The 15075-nt window shown below is 51.6% G+C and carries 13 protein-coding genes; 6 read left to right on the top strand and 7 right to left on the bottom strand.

What is annotated here, in order from left to right:
* The first annotated feature begins 230 nt into the window (after positions 1-230).
* On the top strand, positions 231-1154 hold the full coding sequence (locus tag ACO0LK_RS04925; RefSeq protein WP_422972740.1) for a transglycosylase SLT domain-containing protein: 924 nt from the start codon (positions 231-233) through the stop codon (positions 1152-1154).
* A gap of 96 nt (positions 1155-1250) precedes the next feature.
* On the opposite strand, the gene ACO0LK_RS04920 is transcribed toward ACO0LK_RS04925, so the two are convergent.
* From ACO0LK_RS04920 to ACO0LK_RS04895, 6 genes are all read right to left on the bottom strand, one after another.
* The gene (locus ACO0LK_RS04920) at positions 1251-2417 is read right to left on the bottom strand and encodes a pyridoxal phosphate-dependent aminotransferase (RefSeq protein ID WP_422972738.1); all 1167 of its coding nucleotides are present in this window, start codon (positions 2415-2417) and stop codon (positions 1251-1253) included.
* A gap of 102 nt (positions 2418-2519) precedes the next feature.
* Positions 2520-2984, bottom strand: coding sequence for a transcription antitermination factor NusB (gene nusB / locus ACO0LK_RS04915; protein ID WP_186945611.1), 465 nt, complete (start codon positions 2982-2984; stop codon positions 2520-2522).
* A 47-nt stretch (positions 2985-3031) separates the two neighbouring features.
* A complete protein-coding gene (gene ribH, locus ACO0LK_RS04910; RefSeq protein ID WP_186945612.1) occupies positions 3032-3529 on the bottom strand; it encodes a 6,7-dimethyl-8-ribityllumazine synthase in 498 nt (165 codons plus the stop codon).
* 94 nt (positions 3530-3623) lie between these two features.
* Entirely contained in the window at positions 3624-4745 is a 1122-nt protein-coding gene (gene ribBA / locus ACO0LK_RS04905) for a bifunctional 3,4-dihydroxy-2-butanone-4-phosphate synthase/GTP cyclohydrolase II (protein WP_422972735.1), read from the bottom strand.
* Positions 4746-4922: 177 nt separating this feature from the next.
* On the bottom strand, positions 4923-5825 hold the full coding sequence (locus tag ACO0LK_RS04900; protein WP_422972733.1) for a PhzF family phenazine biosynthesis protein: 903 nt from the start codon (positions 5823-5825) through the stop codon (positions 4923-4925).
* Positions 5822-6811, bottom strand: a complete 990-nt coding sequence (locus tag ACO0LK_RS04895; protein ID WP_422972731.1) for an XdhC family protein — start codon at positions 6809-6811, stop codon at positions 5822-5824. The genes ACO0LK_RS04900 and ACO0LK_RS04895 overlap by 4 nt, the downstream gene beginning before the upstream one ends.
* Before the next feature lie 178 nt (positions 6812-6989).
* Here ACO0LK_RS04895 and ACO0LK_RS04890 point away from each other — a divergent pair, with 178 nt between their 5' ends.
* Positions 6990-8465 (top strand): peptide MFS transporter, encoded by a 1476-nt coding sequence (locus tag ACO0LK_RS04890; protein ID WP_422972729.1) that lies wholly within the window; start codon positions 6990-6992, stop codon positions 8463-8465.
* 4 nt (positions 8466-8469) lie between these two features.
* Here ACO0LK_RS04890 and ACO0LK_RS04885 read toward each other — a convergent pair whose 3' ends face one another.
* The gene (locus ACO0LK_RS04885) at positions 8470-9354 is read right to left on the bottom strand and encodes a DUF1653 domain-containing protein (protein WP_422972727.1); all 885 of its coding nucleotides are present in this window, start codon (positions 9352-9354) and stop codon (positions 8470-8472) included.
* A gap of 311 nt (positions 9355-9665) precedes the next feature.
* Between ACO0LK_RS04885 and ACO0LK_RS04880 the strand changes: the two genes are divergently transcribed.
* From ACO0LK_RS04880 to ACO0LK_RS04865, 4 genes are all read left to right on the top strand, one after another.
* The gene (locus ACO0LK_RS04880) at positions 9666-10934 is read left to right on the top strand and encodes an MFS transporter (protein ID WP_422972725.1); all 1269 of its coding nucleotides are present in this window, start codon (positions 9666-9668) and stop codon (positions 10932-10934) included.
* 171 nt (positions 10935-11105) lie between these two features.
* A complete protein-coding gene (locus tag ACO0LK_RS04875; protein WP_422972723.1) occupies positions 11106-13358 on the top strand; it encodes an OPT family oligopeptide transporter in 2253 nt (750 codons plus the stop codon).
* Positions 13359-13521: 163 nt separating this feature from the next.
* Positions 13522-13791, top strand: coding sequence for a hypothetical protein (locus tag ACO0LK_RS04870; RefSeq protein WP_422972721.1), 270 nt, complete (start codon positions 13522-13524; stop codon positions 13789-13791).
* 466 nt (positions 13792-14257) lie between these two features.
* Positions 14258-15013, top strand: coding sequence for a hypothetical protein (locus ACO0LK_RS04865; protein WP_422972719.1), 756 nt, complete (start codon positions 14258-14260; stop codon positions 15011-15013).
* Positions 15014-15075: the final 62 nt, after the last annotated feature.

The raw sequence follows: 15075 nt of genomic DNA, 5'->3' as shown, positions 1-15075 counted from the left end.
ACATAACATTGTAAGGATTGTTTTCAAAAGGCGTCTGCCTTATCCCGAAAATAGTTGTTTGTCACTGGACACACCATGAACAGGTCCGACTGACCTGATTTGACAAACGGCTCCGGCGTCTTGTGATCACACTCTGTGACAAGGACGATGTTTCTGATTCGCGGAAGTAGCTTTTTACGTTTGGCTTTTAAGTAAGTTGAATGACTCATCGCGGAGATTCAGGAGGTAACATGTTTCAACGTTTTATTTTAGCAGTACAAAGAAGCAGTATCGCTTCCACAGACAAGCGTCAGGCGCTTTCTCTGGTAGCACGTGACACAACAAATGGTTTTATCACTATCGTTCGTCAATTGTTTATGATGTCTGGCGTTATTGCCATGACAGTATTGGCGATGATGTTTATCAAACCGGAACTGACTGACAAATTCAAAGATCTGTCCCCTTACGCAGAAGCGGAAGAGGCAACAGTAGCGCCAGTACCGGCACCTAATATTGCCGCCCTGATGCATGAACCAGGCAAGGCAGCAGGCAACCCCTACCAACAAGCTGGAATGTCTGAAGAAGACTCCAAAATGCTGGGTAACCAACGTCAACAACAATGGGTCACCAATTGGCTGGCAAAACGCTATCGCATCGCCAACGATGCCACCAATATGCTGGTATCTGCTGCGTATCTGACAGCCAAGGAAATCAAGCTTGATCCTTTGCTGATTCTGTCTGTTATGGCGATAGAATCCGGCCTGAATCCGTTTGCGGAAAGCCCGGTCGGTGCTCAGGGTCTGATGCAGGTCATGTCCAAGGTTCACCATGACAAGTTCCAGGAAATGGGGGGCGTCAAAGCGGCCCTGAATCCGGTTGCCAATATCAAGGTCGGCGCTCTGATCCTGAAAGACTATGTCACCCGTGCCGGTTCTGTCGAAGCGGGTCTGAAGATGTATGTCGGCGCTGCCGATGCAGAAAATGACTCTGGCTATGGTTCTCGCGTCCTGACTGAGTACAAACGTCTGAAAGATGTTTCTGCCGGCAAGAACGTGCCTACCGTGTTCAACGCACCCGCTCCTGTAGCCCGTCCGATTGAAGCTATCGCCAAACCGGAAGCAACAGAAGTCAAGGCACCTGTGGAAGCGAAAAAAGACCAGGTCGCCACGCTGTAATCCAGACAGGATTTATTGCAGCACACCTCTTCAAGTATAAAGATGCCGTCAGCGTGAAAATGCTGGCGGCATTTTTATTTGCCCCACCCTCCTGTCCTATTTTTTGGCCAGGAACTTCTTCAGACGCGCTACAGCTTCGTGCAGGTTTTCCAGAGAATTAGCATACGAAATCCTTACATGGGTATGCGCAGTCGCCGGACCAAAATCCAGGCCGGGCACAATCACCACCCCTGCCTCATTCAGCGCCTGACGTGCAAATGCATCTGCATCATCTGAAAACGCCGAGCAATCGGCATATACATAGAACGCGCCGTCAGGGGTAACCGGCACATCAAAGCCCAGTTCACGCAGGGCAGGCACGATATAGTCGCGCCTGCGCTTGAATTCTGCCTTGCGCTCTTCATAGATGGCGATGGTTGCTGGCTCAAAACAGGCCAGCGCTGCATATTGCGCCACCGATGAAGGGCAGATGAACAGGTTTTGGGCGAGTTTTTCTAGCTGCGGCACGATTCTTTCAGGTACCACCAGCCAGCCCAGACGCCAGCCTGTCATATTGAAGTATTTGCTGAAGCTGTTGATGACCACGACATCATCATCGAGTGACAGGGCAGAAAACGGCGCGTCGTCATAGGACAGGCGCTGGTAGATTTCATCGACAATGGTAAAGCCGCCCAATTCCTTGACGCTTGCCACGATTTTCTTCAGTTCTGCATGTTCTATCGAGGTGCCGGTAGGATTCGATGGTGATGCCAGCAAGACGCCACTGCTTTGCGCATCCCAATGCTGGCGTACGATGGCTTCCGTCAACTGAAAGCGATGGGCGGCACCACTGGCGATTAATTTGGCCTTGCCTTCAAAGGCCGCCACGAAATGGCGATTGCAGGGATAGCAGGGATCAGGCATCAGCACTTCCCTGCCCGGCTCGACCAGGGCAGCACATGCCAGCAACAAGGCGGCAGAGGCTCCGGCAGTCACAATAATACGGCTGGCCGGCACCTGTATGCCATAGGTACGCAAGTAGTCGTCGGCAATCGCCTGGCGCAGTGCCGGCAAACCCAGTGCAGATGTATATTGCAAACGGCCATCAGCCATGGCCCTGGTGGCAGCATCGATGACAGGCTGCGGCGCAGTAAAGTCTGGCTCCCCTATCCCCATATGAATGAGGTGACGCCCCTGGGCTTCCAGCGTCGCAGCCATCTTCATGAGCTCCATCACATGGAAAGGGGCAATATTGTCGAGTCTGGAGGCAATATGATTGTGCATGCAGTGTCCTGAAAAAACTTGTTGGTGCTGTATTTATAAAAAAACCGTCTTATTCTTGAAGAAATAAGACGGCATTCACTCTATACGATAGTGCTTTCGCGCTTATTTGCCAGCAGCAACCTCGGCAGCACGCAATTTGGAGGCCAGCTTGTCCAGCACGCCATTCACGTATTTATGACCATCCAGGCCGCCAAATGATTTGGTCAGCTCTACCGCTTCATTGATGACGACGCGATAAGGGATTTCAATGTGGTTCTTGAGCTCGTAAGCACCAATCAGCAAGGCAGCATGTTCTATCGGTGACAGTTCGGCAATGCTGCGGTCAATCAAGGGAGCGATTTCTTCACGCAGGGCGATGGATTGCTTGATCGCGCCGTGCAGCAGGGAATCAAAATGCTCTCTGTCAGCCTTATCAAAACCGTGGGCTTCACGGATGTGGGCTTCGATCGAACCCGAATCTTCATTGTTCAACAACCATTGATACAGGCCTTGCAAGGCAAATTCGCGCGCACGGTGACGTGGCGAGCGGGTTTTGCTTGGATTGGCATGTTGGGATTTATTATTCATATCTTCTCTTACATTTTTTAAAGCTGGGGTGATCGTCGCAAAAACGATCAGGCATCATAGTGCACGTCTTCTGTGGCTTCTGCCAGTTCTTCCAGTGCCAGGGTGAGATTGGCCATTTCTACGGCAACGCGGGCGGCATCGCGGCCTTTTTCCTGCATGCGTACTTCTGCCTGCTCATCATTTTCGGTGGTCAGGATGGCATTTGCAATCGGGATACCGGCATCCAGACCAACGCGAGTAATACCTGCGCCAGATTCATTCGATACCAGTTCAAAGTGGTAAGTTTCACCACGGATGACAGCACCCAGGGCGATCAGGGCATCAAACTGGTTGGTTTCTGCCAGTTTTTGCAGTGCCAGCGGCACTTCCAGTGCGCCTGGTACGGTCACATGCAGGATGTCTTCGTTCAATACACCCAGCAATGACAGTTCAGCCAGGCAGGCATCCAGCAAACCCTTGCCGACGTTTTCATTAAAGCGCGCCTGTACGATACCGACACGTACACCTGCACCATCCAGATTTGCTTCGTAATGTCCTACTGTCATGATGTTCTTTCCTGCGCTGTAGCGCTTGATAATTAATTTGGGGATGAGGACAGCATATCAGGCCGGCAGTTTCATCACCGGCCTTTCGCTCTCATCACGGTTTGTCAGAGCAAGGCTTGTCCAAATAACCAACAACTTCCAGATTAAATCCTGTCATGGATGGCATTTTGCGTGGATTGGCCAGCAATTTCATCTTGCCTACACCCACATCCTTCAAAATCTGTGCACCGATACCGTAATTGCGCAAATCCATGCGGGCGGCACGGCTTACCGGCTTGGCCTCAGGCGTATCGAGCGCCTTGAACTGGTCAAACATCTGGTCGGCAGTTTCTTCACAGTTAAGCAGGACGATCACGCCGGAATCCGATTTCTGGATAGCCGCCATGGCTGCTGCCACATTCCAGGAATGCGTGGTGGCCTGGCTTTCCAGCAAATCAAGTATCGATACAGGCTGATGCACACGCACCAGGGCCGCTTTTTCTGGCGTGATATCGCCATGCACCAGCGCCAGATGGGCAGAGCCGCTAGGCTTGTCACGGTAAACAATCGCCTTGAAGCTGCCATGCACGGTATGCATTTCACGCTCGGCAACACGGTCAACGATGCTTTCTGTCTGGCTGCGATAATGGATAAGATCAGCAATGGTGCCGATTTTCATGCCATGTTCACGGGCAAATTCGATCAAATCAGGCAGGCGTGCCATGGTGCCGTCATCCTTCATGATTTCGCAAATCACGGATGCGGGCGTCAGGCCAGCCAGTTCTGCCAGGTCACAACCAGCCTCGGTATGGCCGGCGCGCATGAGGACACCACCCCTTTGCGCCTTCAGCGGGAAAATATGGCCAGGCTGGACGATATCTGCTGCAGTAGACTTCTTATCAACAGCGACCTGCACGGTACGGGCACGGTCTGCTGCCGAAATACCGGTGGTAACGCCCTCTGCCGCTTCGATGGATACGGTGAAATTGGTACCAAAAGAAGTACCATTGCGACTGGTCATCATGGCCAGGTTTAATTGTTCGCAACGCTCTTCAGTCAGTGTCAGGCAGATCAGGCCGCGGCCAAACTTGGCCATGAAGTTGATGGCTTCGGCGGTGACGAATTCAGCGGCCATAATCAGGTCGCCTTCGTTTTCACGATCTTCTTCATCAACCAGTATCACCATGCGGCCAGCGCGCAATTCGGCAACGATTTCCTGGGTAGTAGACATGCTCATAGGGGGAATATCCTGAACCGGGCCACCAACGCAATGACAGAAACAATTGGCGTTGTACCACGGAATTTTCAGTGCAAATGAATGAAGTCGCTATTTTAAAGGATTTACGTCTGCTCTTCCCGTGCTTATATTGATTTATACCGGATTTCTTGCCGATATATGCTGTTCGGCACAGGTTTATTCGATTTGCACCTGGCCCTGAGCGATTTCTATTACCCGGCCACCGACCCGTATGGCTTGATCTTTTGTCACTTCAAGGTATAAGCGGCAAGGCCGCCCCATCTGCACGCCCTGGCTAATTACCATGCTGACCGGTACATTACGTCCCTGCGCTAGCCACCAGCCACCCAGGTTGGCACAGGCGGAACCGGTGCCAGGGTCTTCGCCAAAACCACCATCTGAGCGCGCAAAGACATAACGCGCCGTGACCTGCCTGGGCTCCGGATTGGACTCTACAGGCTCGTCAAAAGCAAACACATAGGCCATTCTGCGACCGACCCGGTTGGCTGGCCAACTTGCCAATTGCGCACTATCCGGCTGGACTTTAGCCACAGCAGCGGCAGATTTCAAAGGCACCAGCAATTGTTCACTGCCGGTATCCAACCATACCGGGGCAGACAGCAAATCTTCTTCCTGCAAGCCCAGCATGCCTGCCACCTGTGCAGGTGACAGTTCACAAGAGCGGGTCTGCACCTCAACAGGCTGTACTTCGCTACGATATGGTGCCACCAGGGTCCAGATACCCTGCTGATCCAGCGCCATGGGAATGAGACCAGCCTTGCATTCCAGGGCAAACTGCGTGTCGCCAGCCTGCAATTGCTTCACCACATGGGCCGTGCCCAGGCTGGGATGACCGGCAAAGGCCATTTCCATGTCCGGCGTAAAAATACGCATCCTGGCAATGGCACCAGCCTGTTCTGGTGGCAATATGAAGCTGGTTTCCGACAAGTTGAATTGCCTTGCCAGCGCCTGCATTTCAGCATCTTTCAAGCCATCTGCCTGCTCAAAGACACACAGAGGATTGCCGCCAAACTGGCTTTCAGCAAACACATTCACCAGACGAAACGCGTAATTTCTCATGTCAGGGCCGCCTTGGCATGGGCCACATTGACCTCTGCCGGCAACAGCACATTGTTTTTCACAGCGGTCAGTTCGGCCAGGATGGAAATGGCAATTTCAGCCGGTGTCTTGCTGCCTATATATAAACCTATGGGTCCATGCAGTTTCGCCAGGTCGGCATCGGTCAGATCAAATTCCTTCAACCTTTCCCTGCGTTTGGCATTGTTGACGCGGGAACCTATGGCACCGACATAGAAAGCCTCTGACTTCAGGGCTTCCATCAGGGCCAGATCGTCCAGTTTGGGATCATGCGTCAGTGCCACGACTGCGCTGCGGCTATCGAGCTGCATGTCGAGTATAAGATCATCCGGCATGGCGTGAACCACTTTGACACCATCAACATGCCAGCCATTAGTATATTCTTCACGCGGATCACAGACTATTACCTGGTAATCCATCCCCAGCGCAATACTGGACAGGAAACGCGACAACTGCCCTGCCCCAATGATCAGCAACCGCCAGCGCGGGCCATGCACGGTCAACAACATGTCTTCGGTCGCCACTAACTGTTGTGAAGGTGATGCTGTCGCCAGCCTGACTTCGCCGGTACGCAGATCAAGTTGCCGGGACAGCAATTCATGCTGTTCCAGTCTTTGCAACAATTCGCTGATACGGCTGCGGGCAGAAAGCGGCTCTATACACAACTGTATGGTGCCGCCACAGGGCAGACCAAAACGGTGGGCTTCGTCAGCGGTGATGCCGTAGGTGACCAGTTCCGGTAGTTCGCGCACGATGCCTTCGCGCTGCACCCGTTCTATCAGATCATCTTCTATGCAGCCACCGGATACCGAACCGACAACTTGCCCATTACTGCCTATCGCCAGTGTCGCCCCTTCCGGCCTTGGGCTGGAACCCCAGGTTTTGACGACCGTAACCAGTTCGCAGGCCATGCCAGCACGTATCCAGGCGTCACAGGTTTTCAATACTTCCAGGTCAATACTATCCATTGCTTTACATTCAAAATTAAGGAGCTGCTTGCCGTGCCCATGCACATACGCAGCAACATACCAGAATATTGTCTTACATGCAGCGCTGGAATATGCATAGCATTTGCATGACATCCGCATGACATTTAGAAGATTCTTTGCATTACAATGCCTGCAAACCCGACGCCCCGGAGGCCACTTGTCAACAATTAAACAAAGAATAGCCGCCATACCGGAAGGTGCTGGCGCCCTGTTTTTCATACAGATTTTCGCCACCCTCGGTTTCGCCGTACTGTATTCCACCCTGGTCTTGTATGCCACCAAGAAACTGAACTTCAGTACCAGGGATGCAACGGCCATCATGGGTGTGTTTGGCGCATTCAATTATGGCCTGCATCTGTTTGGCGGGTATCTGGCTGGTCGCTTCATCAGTAACCGCAATCTGTTTGTCGGCGGCATGATCCTGCAAGTCGTCGGTTGTGCCACCATTTCCGTAGGCACGTCCAGTACGATGTACTGGGGACTGGCTTTCTTCCTGACGGGCAGCGGCCTCAACGTCACCTGCCTGAACCTGATGCTGACCCAGCGTTTCAAGCCGGAAGACAATCGTCGCGAAAGTGCCTTCCTGTGGAATTATGCCGGGATGAATCTGGGCTTTTTCATCGGCTTTACCGCAGCCGGCTATTACCAGTTGCTGGAAGATTATTCCAGCCTGTTCATTTTTGCCACTATAGGCAATTTCATGGCGATCGTGCTGGCAGCCATCAACTGGCGTGTCCTGTCTGATCTGAATACAACGCTGCTGGACGCGACACCACGCCAGTTCCGCTGGCGTTTTCTGGTGGGTCTGCTGGTCATGGCCGGCCTCGTCCCGCTGGTCGAATTCATGTTGCACAGGGCGGAAGGCACGGGTGATCTGGTGATGATAATCAGCGTCATCATTGGCCTGATACTGACTGCCCTGACTGCCATCCACAAGAATGAGCGCGAAAGCAGGAATATGTGTGCCTATCTGCTGCTGACCCTGGGTTCACTGGTATTCTGGACCTTGTACCAGATGGCGCCTATGGGCTTGCAACTGTTCGCCGTCAACAATGTGGACCGCATGGTCTGGGGCTATGAAATCGCGCCGCAATGGATACAGAACATCAACAGCTTCGTCATCATGGTTGGCGGCCCGCTGATGGCCACGCTGTTTGACAAGCTGCGTGCACGCGGCTGGAATATTGATATTCCACGTCAATTCTCTGCCGCCCTGATCTTGATAGGTATCGCCTTTCTGGTGCTGCCGCTGGGTATAAAAACGGCATCAATGAATGGCCTGGTCGCCTTCAAATGGATCTTCATCAGCTATCTGCTGCAAAGCGTGGCTGAGTTACTGATCTCACCTATCGGCTATGCCATGATAGGCAAGCTGGCACCGCGCCAGTACCAGGGCGTGATGATGGGCACATGGATGCTGGTGACCGGAACGGCTTCCATCCTGTCCAGCAAATTTTCGGGCCTGATACCTGAAGCGACGGAAGGCCTGCCTTCTCTGACCAACCCTACCTATAATTACATTTTCTCAGTCCTGGGCTGGGGTAGCGTTGGTGTTGGCATAGTTTTGGTCGTGCTGATCCCGGTATTGCGCAAGCTGATTACCGATGGCCCAGGCCAGGCTGCAAAAGCCTGAGGAATTATTCAGCTATGGGCGTGAAGCGCTGTACTTTCACGCCATTGATTTCCAGCGTTTCAAAGAATACTGCCTTGGGCCGGGTCCAGACACTGCCATCATGTGAACGATAGACAATCACTGTGCTCAAGTCAGATTCCTGGGTTGCCTCGCAGACCAGTTCGTAGATACCGCCCTTGTAATGGCGATAGCGCTGTAGTGCGGCAGTCTTGTTGGTAGCGATACTTTTGCCGGCCTTTGCTGACACGGAGGGAATCACTTCAGCCAGTGGCCCGGCACTCTGCTTTTTCAGGAAGGCAGGTACTTTGGCTGCCGTCAGCTTGTTCACATCTTGCAGCAGGCGCGGGTCTATGCCATTGAAGCCATAGCGCTCGCCCAATTCAGCGGCGATCCGCAGCATGAGTTTGGAAGCCACTTCCGCATCGGCTTCCGCCCTGTGGGCCGAACCTTTAAAGCGTATGCCCAGCGATGATGCCAGCGGCCCTAGCGAATAACTGTTCAGCCCCGGAAACACACGCCGTGACAGTTTCACAGAACAGATGACACCGTCGTAAGCAGGCCACAGCCCCAGGCGATCACTTTCTGCCAGCAAGAATTTCTCGTCAAAACTGGCGTTATGGGCTGCCAGTGCGTCGCTGCCGATAAATTCCACCAATTCCGGCATGACTTCCGAAACGGGCGGGGCATGGTCCACCATGGATTGGGTAATGCCTGTCAATTCGGTAATAAAGTAGGGTATGCGCACACGGCAATTGATCAGGGATACATAGCGATCCACAATTTCACCACCGACGATACGCAAGGCAGCCACTTCGGTCACACGACCACCCTGCTCTGGCGTCATGCCCGAGGTTTCAAAGTCAATCATCACTACTGGTTTTTCAAACATCATTTTTTTCACTGGCGGGAACTAATCAATATCAATACAATCTATTTACAGGTCGCGTCAATAAAAACATGCGAAAGCGACCTCAGAGCCTGGAACTTATGCAGCAGGCTCTGGCTCTGGAAATTTCCAGTCCCCTGACATTATTCCTGATGACCATATTGTAAACGCTGGCCGATCCGGCACAGTCTTTCCATATTCTTTGTCATCCAACAGCATTTGGCATTTCTTCATGTGTGATGCATTCATCATGCACTCAGCAATGAACAGACAGCACATTGTGTTTGTTAATTATGATAAATAAAATTTTTGATTTGTTTTCCCTCTCCCAGCGGGATCTATTACGTGATCTGATCTATCGCCGTTTATGGACATCGATACTGATCAGTTCTTTCGGTGCCCAGGTCACCATGCTGGCATTGCCGCTAACGGCGGCCATATTGCTGCACGCCAGTCCTTCGCAGATGGGCATACTGACCTTTATGGAAATAATGCCCTTCGTCTTGCTGTCACTGCCATCCGGTGTGCTGCTGGACCGTGTGCGCAAACTGCCGGTATATATCGTTGGTGAAATCACGATATCGCTGGCGGTTGCCAGCGTGCCACTGGCATGGTGGCTGGGTTATCTGGGCATGACCTGGCTGTATGTGGTCGGTTTTTTGATAGGCATGGTCAACACCACCGCCGGTTCAGCCTCGCAAATCGTACTGACGCAAATCGTGCCGCGTGATCGCCTGGTTGAAGCGCATGCCAAAAATGCCCTGGCCACTTCCGGGGCAGAAGTCGCCGGCCCGGCAACCGCTGGCGCCCTGATCAAATTAATGGGCGCACCACTGGCATTGCTGGCAGATGCCCTGTTACTGCTGACATCTGCGGTGATTTTACGTGGCATCCATATCAATGAAGTACGTACGCCAAGGGAAGACGCGCATTTCTGGCGTGACCTGAAGGCTGGCCTGTCCTTTGTCACCAACAAACCCTTGCTGATCGCTCTGGCAATGACGGTCGGCGGCTGGCAACTTTGTTATAACGCCGCCCTGGTAGTGCAGATCTTGTTTGCCACACGTGAACTGGGCCTGTCGGAACAGGCGGTTGGCCTGAGTTATATGGGCATGGGCATAGGTACCATTATTGCCAGCGTGTGTGGCTATCGCATCAGTCGCCGCATTGGCCCTGGTCCCTGCATGGTGCTGGGAGTTGCCGTCTGCGGTGTGGGCTGGGGCTTGCTGGCACTGGCACCGGCCAATCATTGGGGCATCGCTGCCTTTGGCTTCATGCTGATGTGTTTTTCCATTGGTGGCGTATTGATTTTTATCAACTTCCTGGCATTGCGCCAGGCGGTAACGCCAGAGGCCATGCTGGGACGCATGACCAGCACCATGCGCTGGATGATCCTGATACCGGCCGGACCCGGCGCGCTGATCGGTGGCTGGATGGGCGAACATCTGGGCCTGCGTTATTCGCTGGGTTTTGCGGGTGCCTGTGCCCTGCTGCTGGCATATATTGCAGGCAAAAACCCGGTCATCCGTGGCATTACCGCTCTGCCGACGCTAAGTAAACAGGAAGAGATGCAGCAAGTGTGATCACGGCATTGCAAATTGACGAGAAAAAGCGAGATAATGCGCGATTATTTATGTTTTTTCATCGGCCTTTTCCAGGAGACGGGGAAGCCCGATAATTCGCCAGGCTGAAAAAATATCCGCCTTTTTCTACCTCAATTTGACAACAATACAGGTACACCAATGCCAAAAGAAATGTCAGCCTCCAGTACCAAGCCGGGGTTTAAACCATATATCCCCGATTCGGCCCAACTACCCGAAATGACCGCACGCGCCCTGATCATGGGCGTGGTGCTGGGGATGATCTTCGGTGCGTCTTCACTTTACCTGGTTCTGAAAGTCGGCCTGACGGTCAGCGCCTCGATCCCGGTTGCAGTGATCGCCATTACCCTGTTCCGCCTCAGTAATAAGCTGGGTGCAAAAGACGCCACCATTCTGGAAAACAGCATTACCCAGACTGCCGGTTCGGCGGGTGAATCGCTGGCTTTTGGCCTGGGTGTGACCATGCCAGCCATCCTGATTCTGGGTTTTGACCTGGAAATCTCGCGCGTGATGCTGGTCGGCTGCCTTGGTGGTCTGCTTGGCATTTTGCTCATGATCCCCATGCGCAGAACCATGATCGTGGAAAAACACGATGAGCTGAAATACCCGGAAGGCACAGCCTGTGCCGAGGTATTGAAAGCCGCTGCGACGGATTCATCCCGCGAAGCAGCCGGCGAAAAAAATAACCCGAACGCGCTGGATGATGCCAGCAAGCGTGCTGCCATCATCTTTGGCGGCTTTGGTATCGGCCTGCTGTACAAAATAGCCAACGTCGCACTGAAAGGCTGGAAAGATACGCCCGAAGTCGTGTTTGGTGCGCCGCTCAAAGGTGGTTCGCTGGGTGCTGAAGTATCACCAGAATTGCTGGGTGTCGGTTACATCATCGGCCCGCGCATTGCTGCCGTCATGGCCGCAGGTGGCGTCATGTCTTACCTGTTGCTGATCCCCATGATCAAGTTCTTTGGTGACGCATTGAGCGTGCCACTGGCACCGGGCGTCAAGCTGATCAGCCAAATGAGCGCGCATGATGTGCGTGGTGCCTATATTCTGTACATCGGTGCCGGTGCGGTTGCTGCCGGTGGCCTGATCAGCCTGGTGCGTGCCATGCCTACCATCTGGCGCAGCCTGTCGGCCGGTTTGTCTGGCCTGGGCAAGGGTGCGGCTGCCGTCACCGCACCAGTGCGTACTGATCAGGACATTCCCATGAAATGGGTGGTCATTGGTGCCTTGGCCATCATCGCCGTCATCACTTTCGCCACACCGCTGCACATGAATTTCCTGGGTGCCTTGCTGATTCTGGTATTCGGTTTCCTGTTTGCGACTGTATCTTCCCGCCTGACGGGTGAAATCGGTTCATCTTCCAATCCCATCTCTGGCATGACAGTGGCGACCCTGCTGTTCACCTGCCTGATCTTCCTGATCATGGGCTGGACTGGTGGTCAATACTATGTCACTGCGCTGTCTGTCGGCGCTATCGTCTGTATCGCTTCCAGCAATGCCGGTACCACTTCGCAGGATTTGAAAACAGGTTACATCGTCGGTTCCACACCACGCCTGCAACAATATGCGATTCTGGCAGGTGCATTTTCTTCTGCCCTGATCCTTGGTCCTATTCTGTTGAAACTGAATGATTCCGGCACCGTGTATGTACCGGCAGCCCAGGTGGCACCGGCACTGGTGACGGATGTTTCAAAACTGACCGACACTGCCCAGTTGCAAGGCCCGCAGGCCGAACAAGATAAAGGCACGTACAAGGTCTGGCACAAGAATGACAACGTTGGTGGCCCTGCCGGCAAATACTTTGTCGACAATGCCGGCAAAGCCGTGTATTTGGTTGACCCAGGCATCAATGGTGCTTACAACAAGCGCCCTGACGGTACTGAAGTCAAGAAATATGATGCACCAAAAGCCGTGCTGATGTCTTACATCATCAAGGGCATACTGGATCGTCAGCTGCCGTGGACCCTGGTTCTGTTTGGCGTGATGATTGCCGTCGTACTGGAAATGGCAGGCATACCATCGCTGGCCTTTGCAGTTGGCGTGTATTTGCCACTGTCCTCCTCTGCCCCACTGTTTATCGGCGGCATGATACGTTGGGCGGTGGACCGTCGCAATAACAAGCTGGAACACAATCAGCATCTGAGCGAAGAAGAGAAACAGGCTGCCGGTGACCGCAGTTCTGGCGTGCTGCTGTCTTCCGGCTACATCGCTGGCGGCGCACTGGCAGGTATCGTGATTGCCTTTACCGCTGGTATCCTGACAGACTTCGACAAGAAAATAGGTGATTGGGCCACGGCCAATAATCCTTTCTTTGAAGGTGCAAATGCCGATGCGCTATCACTGATCCCTTATGTACTGATCGCTTTCGCGCTGTACTGGGTCGCCCGTGAAAAGAAAGCAGCCTGAAACTGATCAGCAGCAAGCAGGCTGTCAGCAGTAACTGATTTACTTTGAAGAAAAAACGAGAGTCTGGTTGCCACGTGCAGCCAGACTCTTTTTTCTTGACTATCCTGTAGCGAACGGGCCATAGGAAGTACAATATCCGTCAATAATTTATACTGGAACCACCATGTCAGCACCTCACACCGCCGTCGATTGCAAGAACCAGCCCGTAGTCGTCGGTGACATCGTTCGTATCGTCAACCTGGACAAGCGCTTCATCAAGAGCTTCCCGGAAGATGAACGCATTCTGATTGAATCCATGATAGGTCAGTTCTTCAAGGTCATCGATCTGGATGAAGAAGGCCAGCCTTGCGTCATCCGCGAATGGCATGATGAACGCGGCATCATGCAGACCCATGTGATCGCACTGGATTCGGAAGATATGGAAAAAATTTGAGCATTTGTGCAATGTGATTAATTTTTTATTTTTATAAAATATGTAATGAATAATCACTTAATGACTTCTTGATTCCAATTCACAGCTACAGCACAAATCCGACACAAAAGAGTTTAATAAAGCTCTTCCGTTGTAGATCCCCCCTTAAATTCCAGCTGACATATATCCAATTGGATATTCCTGCTTAGTCAGTTCGTCATAGGACATATTTTTGCTAAAAATATAATATTTCTTATATTTAATATTTCAGCTTTTTTAATCGCTCAAAATAAATGCAAATTAGTCTTTTCAAAAAAACACTTTCCATATATATTTAATAAAATTAATTTAATTGAATGTGTTCAAAGCATTGCAATCGATTGATAGTATTTTTAGCCCTCTGCTTACACCTTCCAATTAACTGCAACTGGTTTCTATTAAAGCCGCGCGCAAACAATGCATAGTTAATAATTAATGGGAGGGAAATATGTCGGAAGCGAATTCGAGGGTAAGAAATCAATGGGGTATACATGCTGCTGCTGCAACAGGCGCATTTTTACTTGGCTTTGGTGATTTACTCAGGGGTGGAAGCGATTCTACATATGTTACGGTTTTGCGTATCGCAGACGTTTTACGCATCTACTTTTCATCATATCTAGGCCAGGGATGGGTAGCATTAGTATTTTTATGCATTATTGGCGGACTACTAAGTTACTTTTATCAACCATCCAGCAAGAAAGAGTCTTTTTCTTTAGGAATGTCTGTATTTGCACTACTAACTGCTGCCAGCCCCTATCATCCTCCCAAATCAGTAGAGCAATCTGCTGCACAACTAATTAACTTCATTAGCACAGCCTACGCGCAAGAAACAGTTGAACTGAAAAAACTTGATTTTTACCTTGAATTTGTTGGCGGGAACAGAAAACAAGACGTAATAGTCTCTTTATATAATAAGGACGAAAGTCAATTATTAGAACGTCAGCATGTAACCAACGGCGACATCATGAAGCTGTCATACCCACGCGGATATTACATTCTTTATGCGGAATGCAAAGGTTGTAAAAGAGTTGGGGTAGGCTTAGATTTTACAGAAAGCATACAAGCTACACAGATTGAACTGGCGGAATCCGGAGTTCCTTTAAGCTTACAAAGACTTTTTAAACCGTCAATAGCGGGTTCAACGGATCTTTTTAAACGGGATGCGCAGGAATTGGCAAAAAAGTATCGCTCAAAAGAAAAATAAATACTTTTCGCAATGAATGCTCTTAAAAACAAAGGTGCCAATCAGGCACCTCTCTGTTTCCA

The sequence above is a fragment of the Undibacterium sp. Ji49W genome, assembly GCF_049340205.1.
GTDB lineage: Bacteria > Pseudomonadota > Gammaproteobacteria > Burkholderiales > Burkholderiaceae_D > Undibacterium.
This window is presented reverse-complemented; position numbering and strand designations above follow the sequence as displayed.

Excerpts from the sequence above, each read along its gene's own strand:
- ACO0LK_RS04925 (WP_422972740.1), top strand. The coding sequence starts at position 231 with ATGTTTCAACGTTTTATTTTAGCAGTACAAAGAAGCAGTATCGCTTCC.
- ACO0LK_RS04920 (WP_422972738.1), bottom strand. The coding sequence starts at position 2,417 with ATGCACAATCATATTGCCTCCAGACTCGACAATATTGCCCCTTTCCAT.
- nusB (WP_186945611.1), bottom strand. The coding sequence starts at position 2,984 with ATGAATAATAAATCCCAACATGCCAATCCAAGCAAAACCCGCTCGCCA.
- ribH (WP_186945612.1), bottom strand. The coding sequence starts at position 3,529 with ATGACAGTAGGACATTACGAAGCAAATCTGGATGGTGCAGGTGTACGT.
- ribBA (WP_422972735.1), bottom strand. The coding sequence starts at position 4,745 with ATGAGCATGTCTACTACCCAGGAAATCGTTGCCGAATTGCGCGCTGGC.
- ACO0LK_RS04900 (WP_422972733.1), bottom strand. The coding sequence starts at position 5,825 with ATGAGAAATTACGCGTTTCGTCTGGTGAATGTGTTTGCTGAAAGCCAG.
- ACO0LK_RS04895 (WP_422972731.1), bottom strand. The coding sequence starts at position 6,811 with ATGGATAGTATTGACCTGGAAGTATTGAAAACCTGTGACGCCTGGATA.
- ACO0LK_RS04885 (WP_422972727.1), bottom strand. The coding sequence starts at position 9,354 with ATGTTTGAAAAACCAGTAGTGATGATTGACTTTGAAACCTCGGGCATG.
- ACO0LK_RS04875 (WP_422972723.1), top strand. The coding sequence starts at position 11,106 with ATGTCAGCCTCCAGTACCAAGCCGGGGTTTAAACCATATATCCCCGAT.
- ACO0LK_RS04870 (WP_422972721.1), top strand. The coding sequence starts at position 13,522 with ATGTCAGCACCTCACACCGCCGTCGATTGCAAGAACCAGCCCGTAGTC.
- ACO0LK_RS04865 (WP_422972719.1), top strand. The coding sequence starts at position 14,258 with ATGTCGGAAGCGAATTCGAGGGTAAGAAATCAATGGGGTATACATGCT.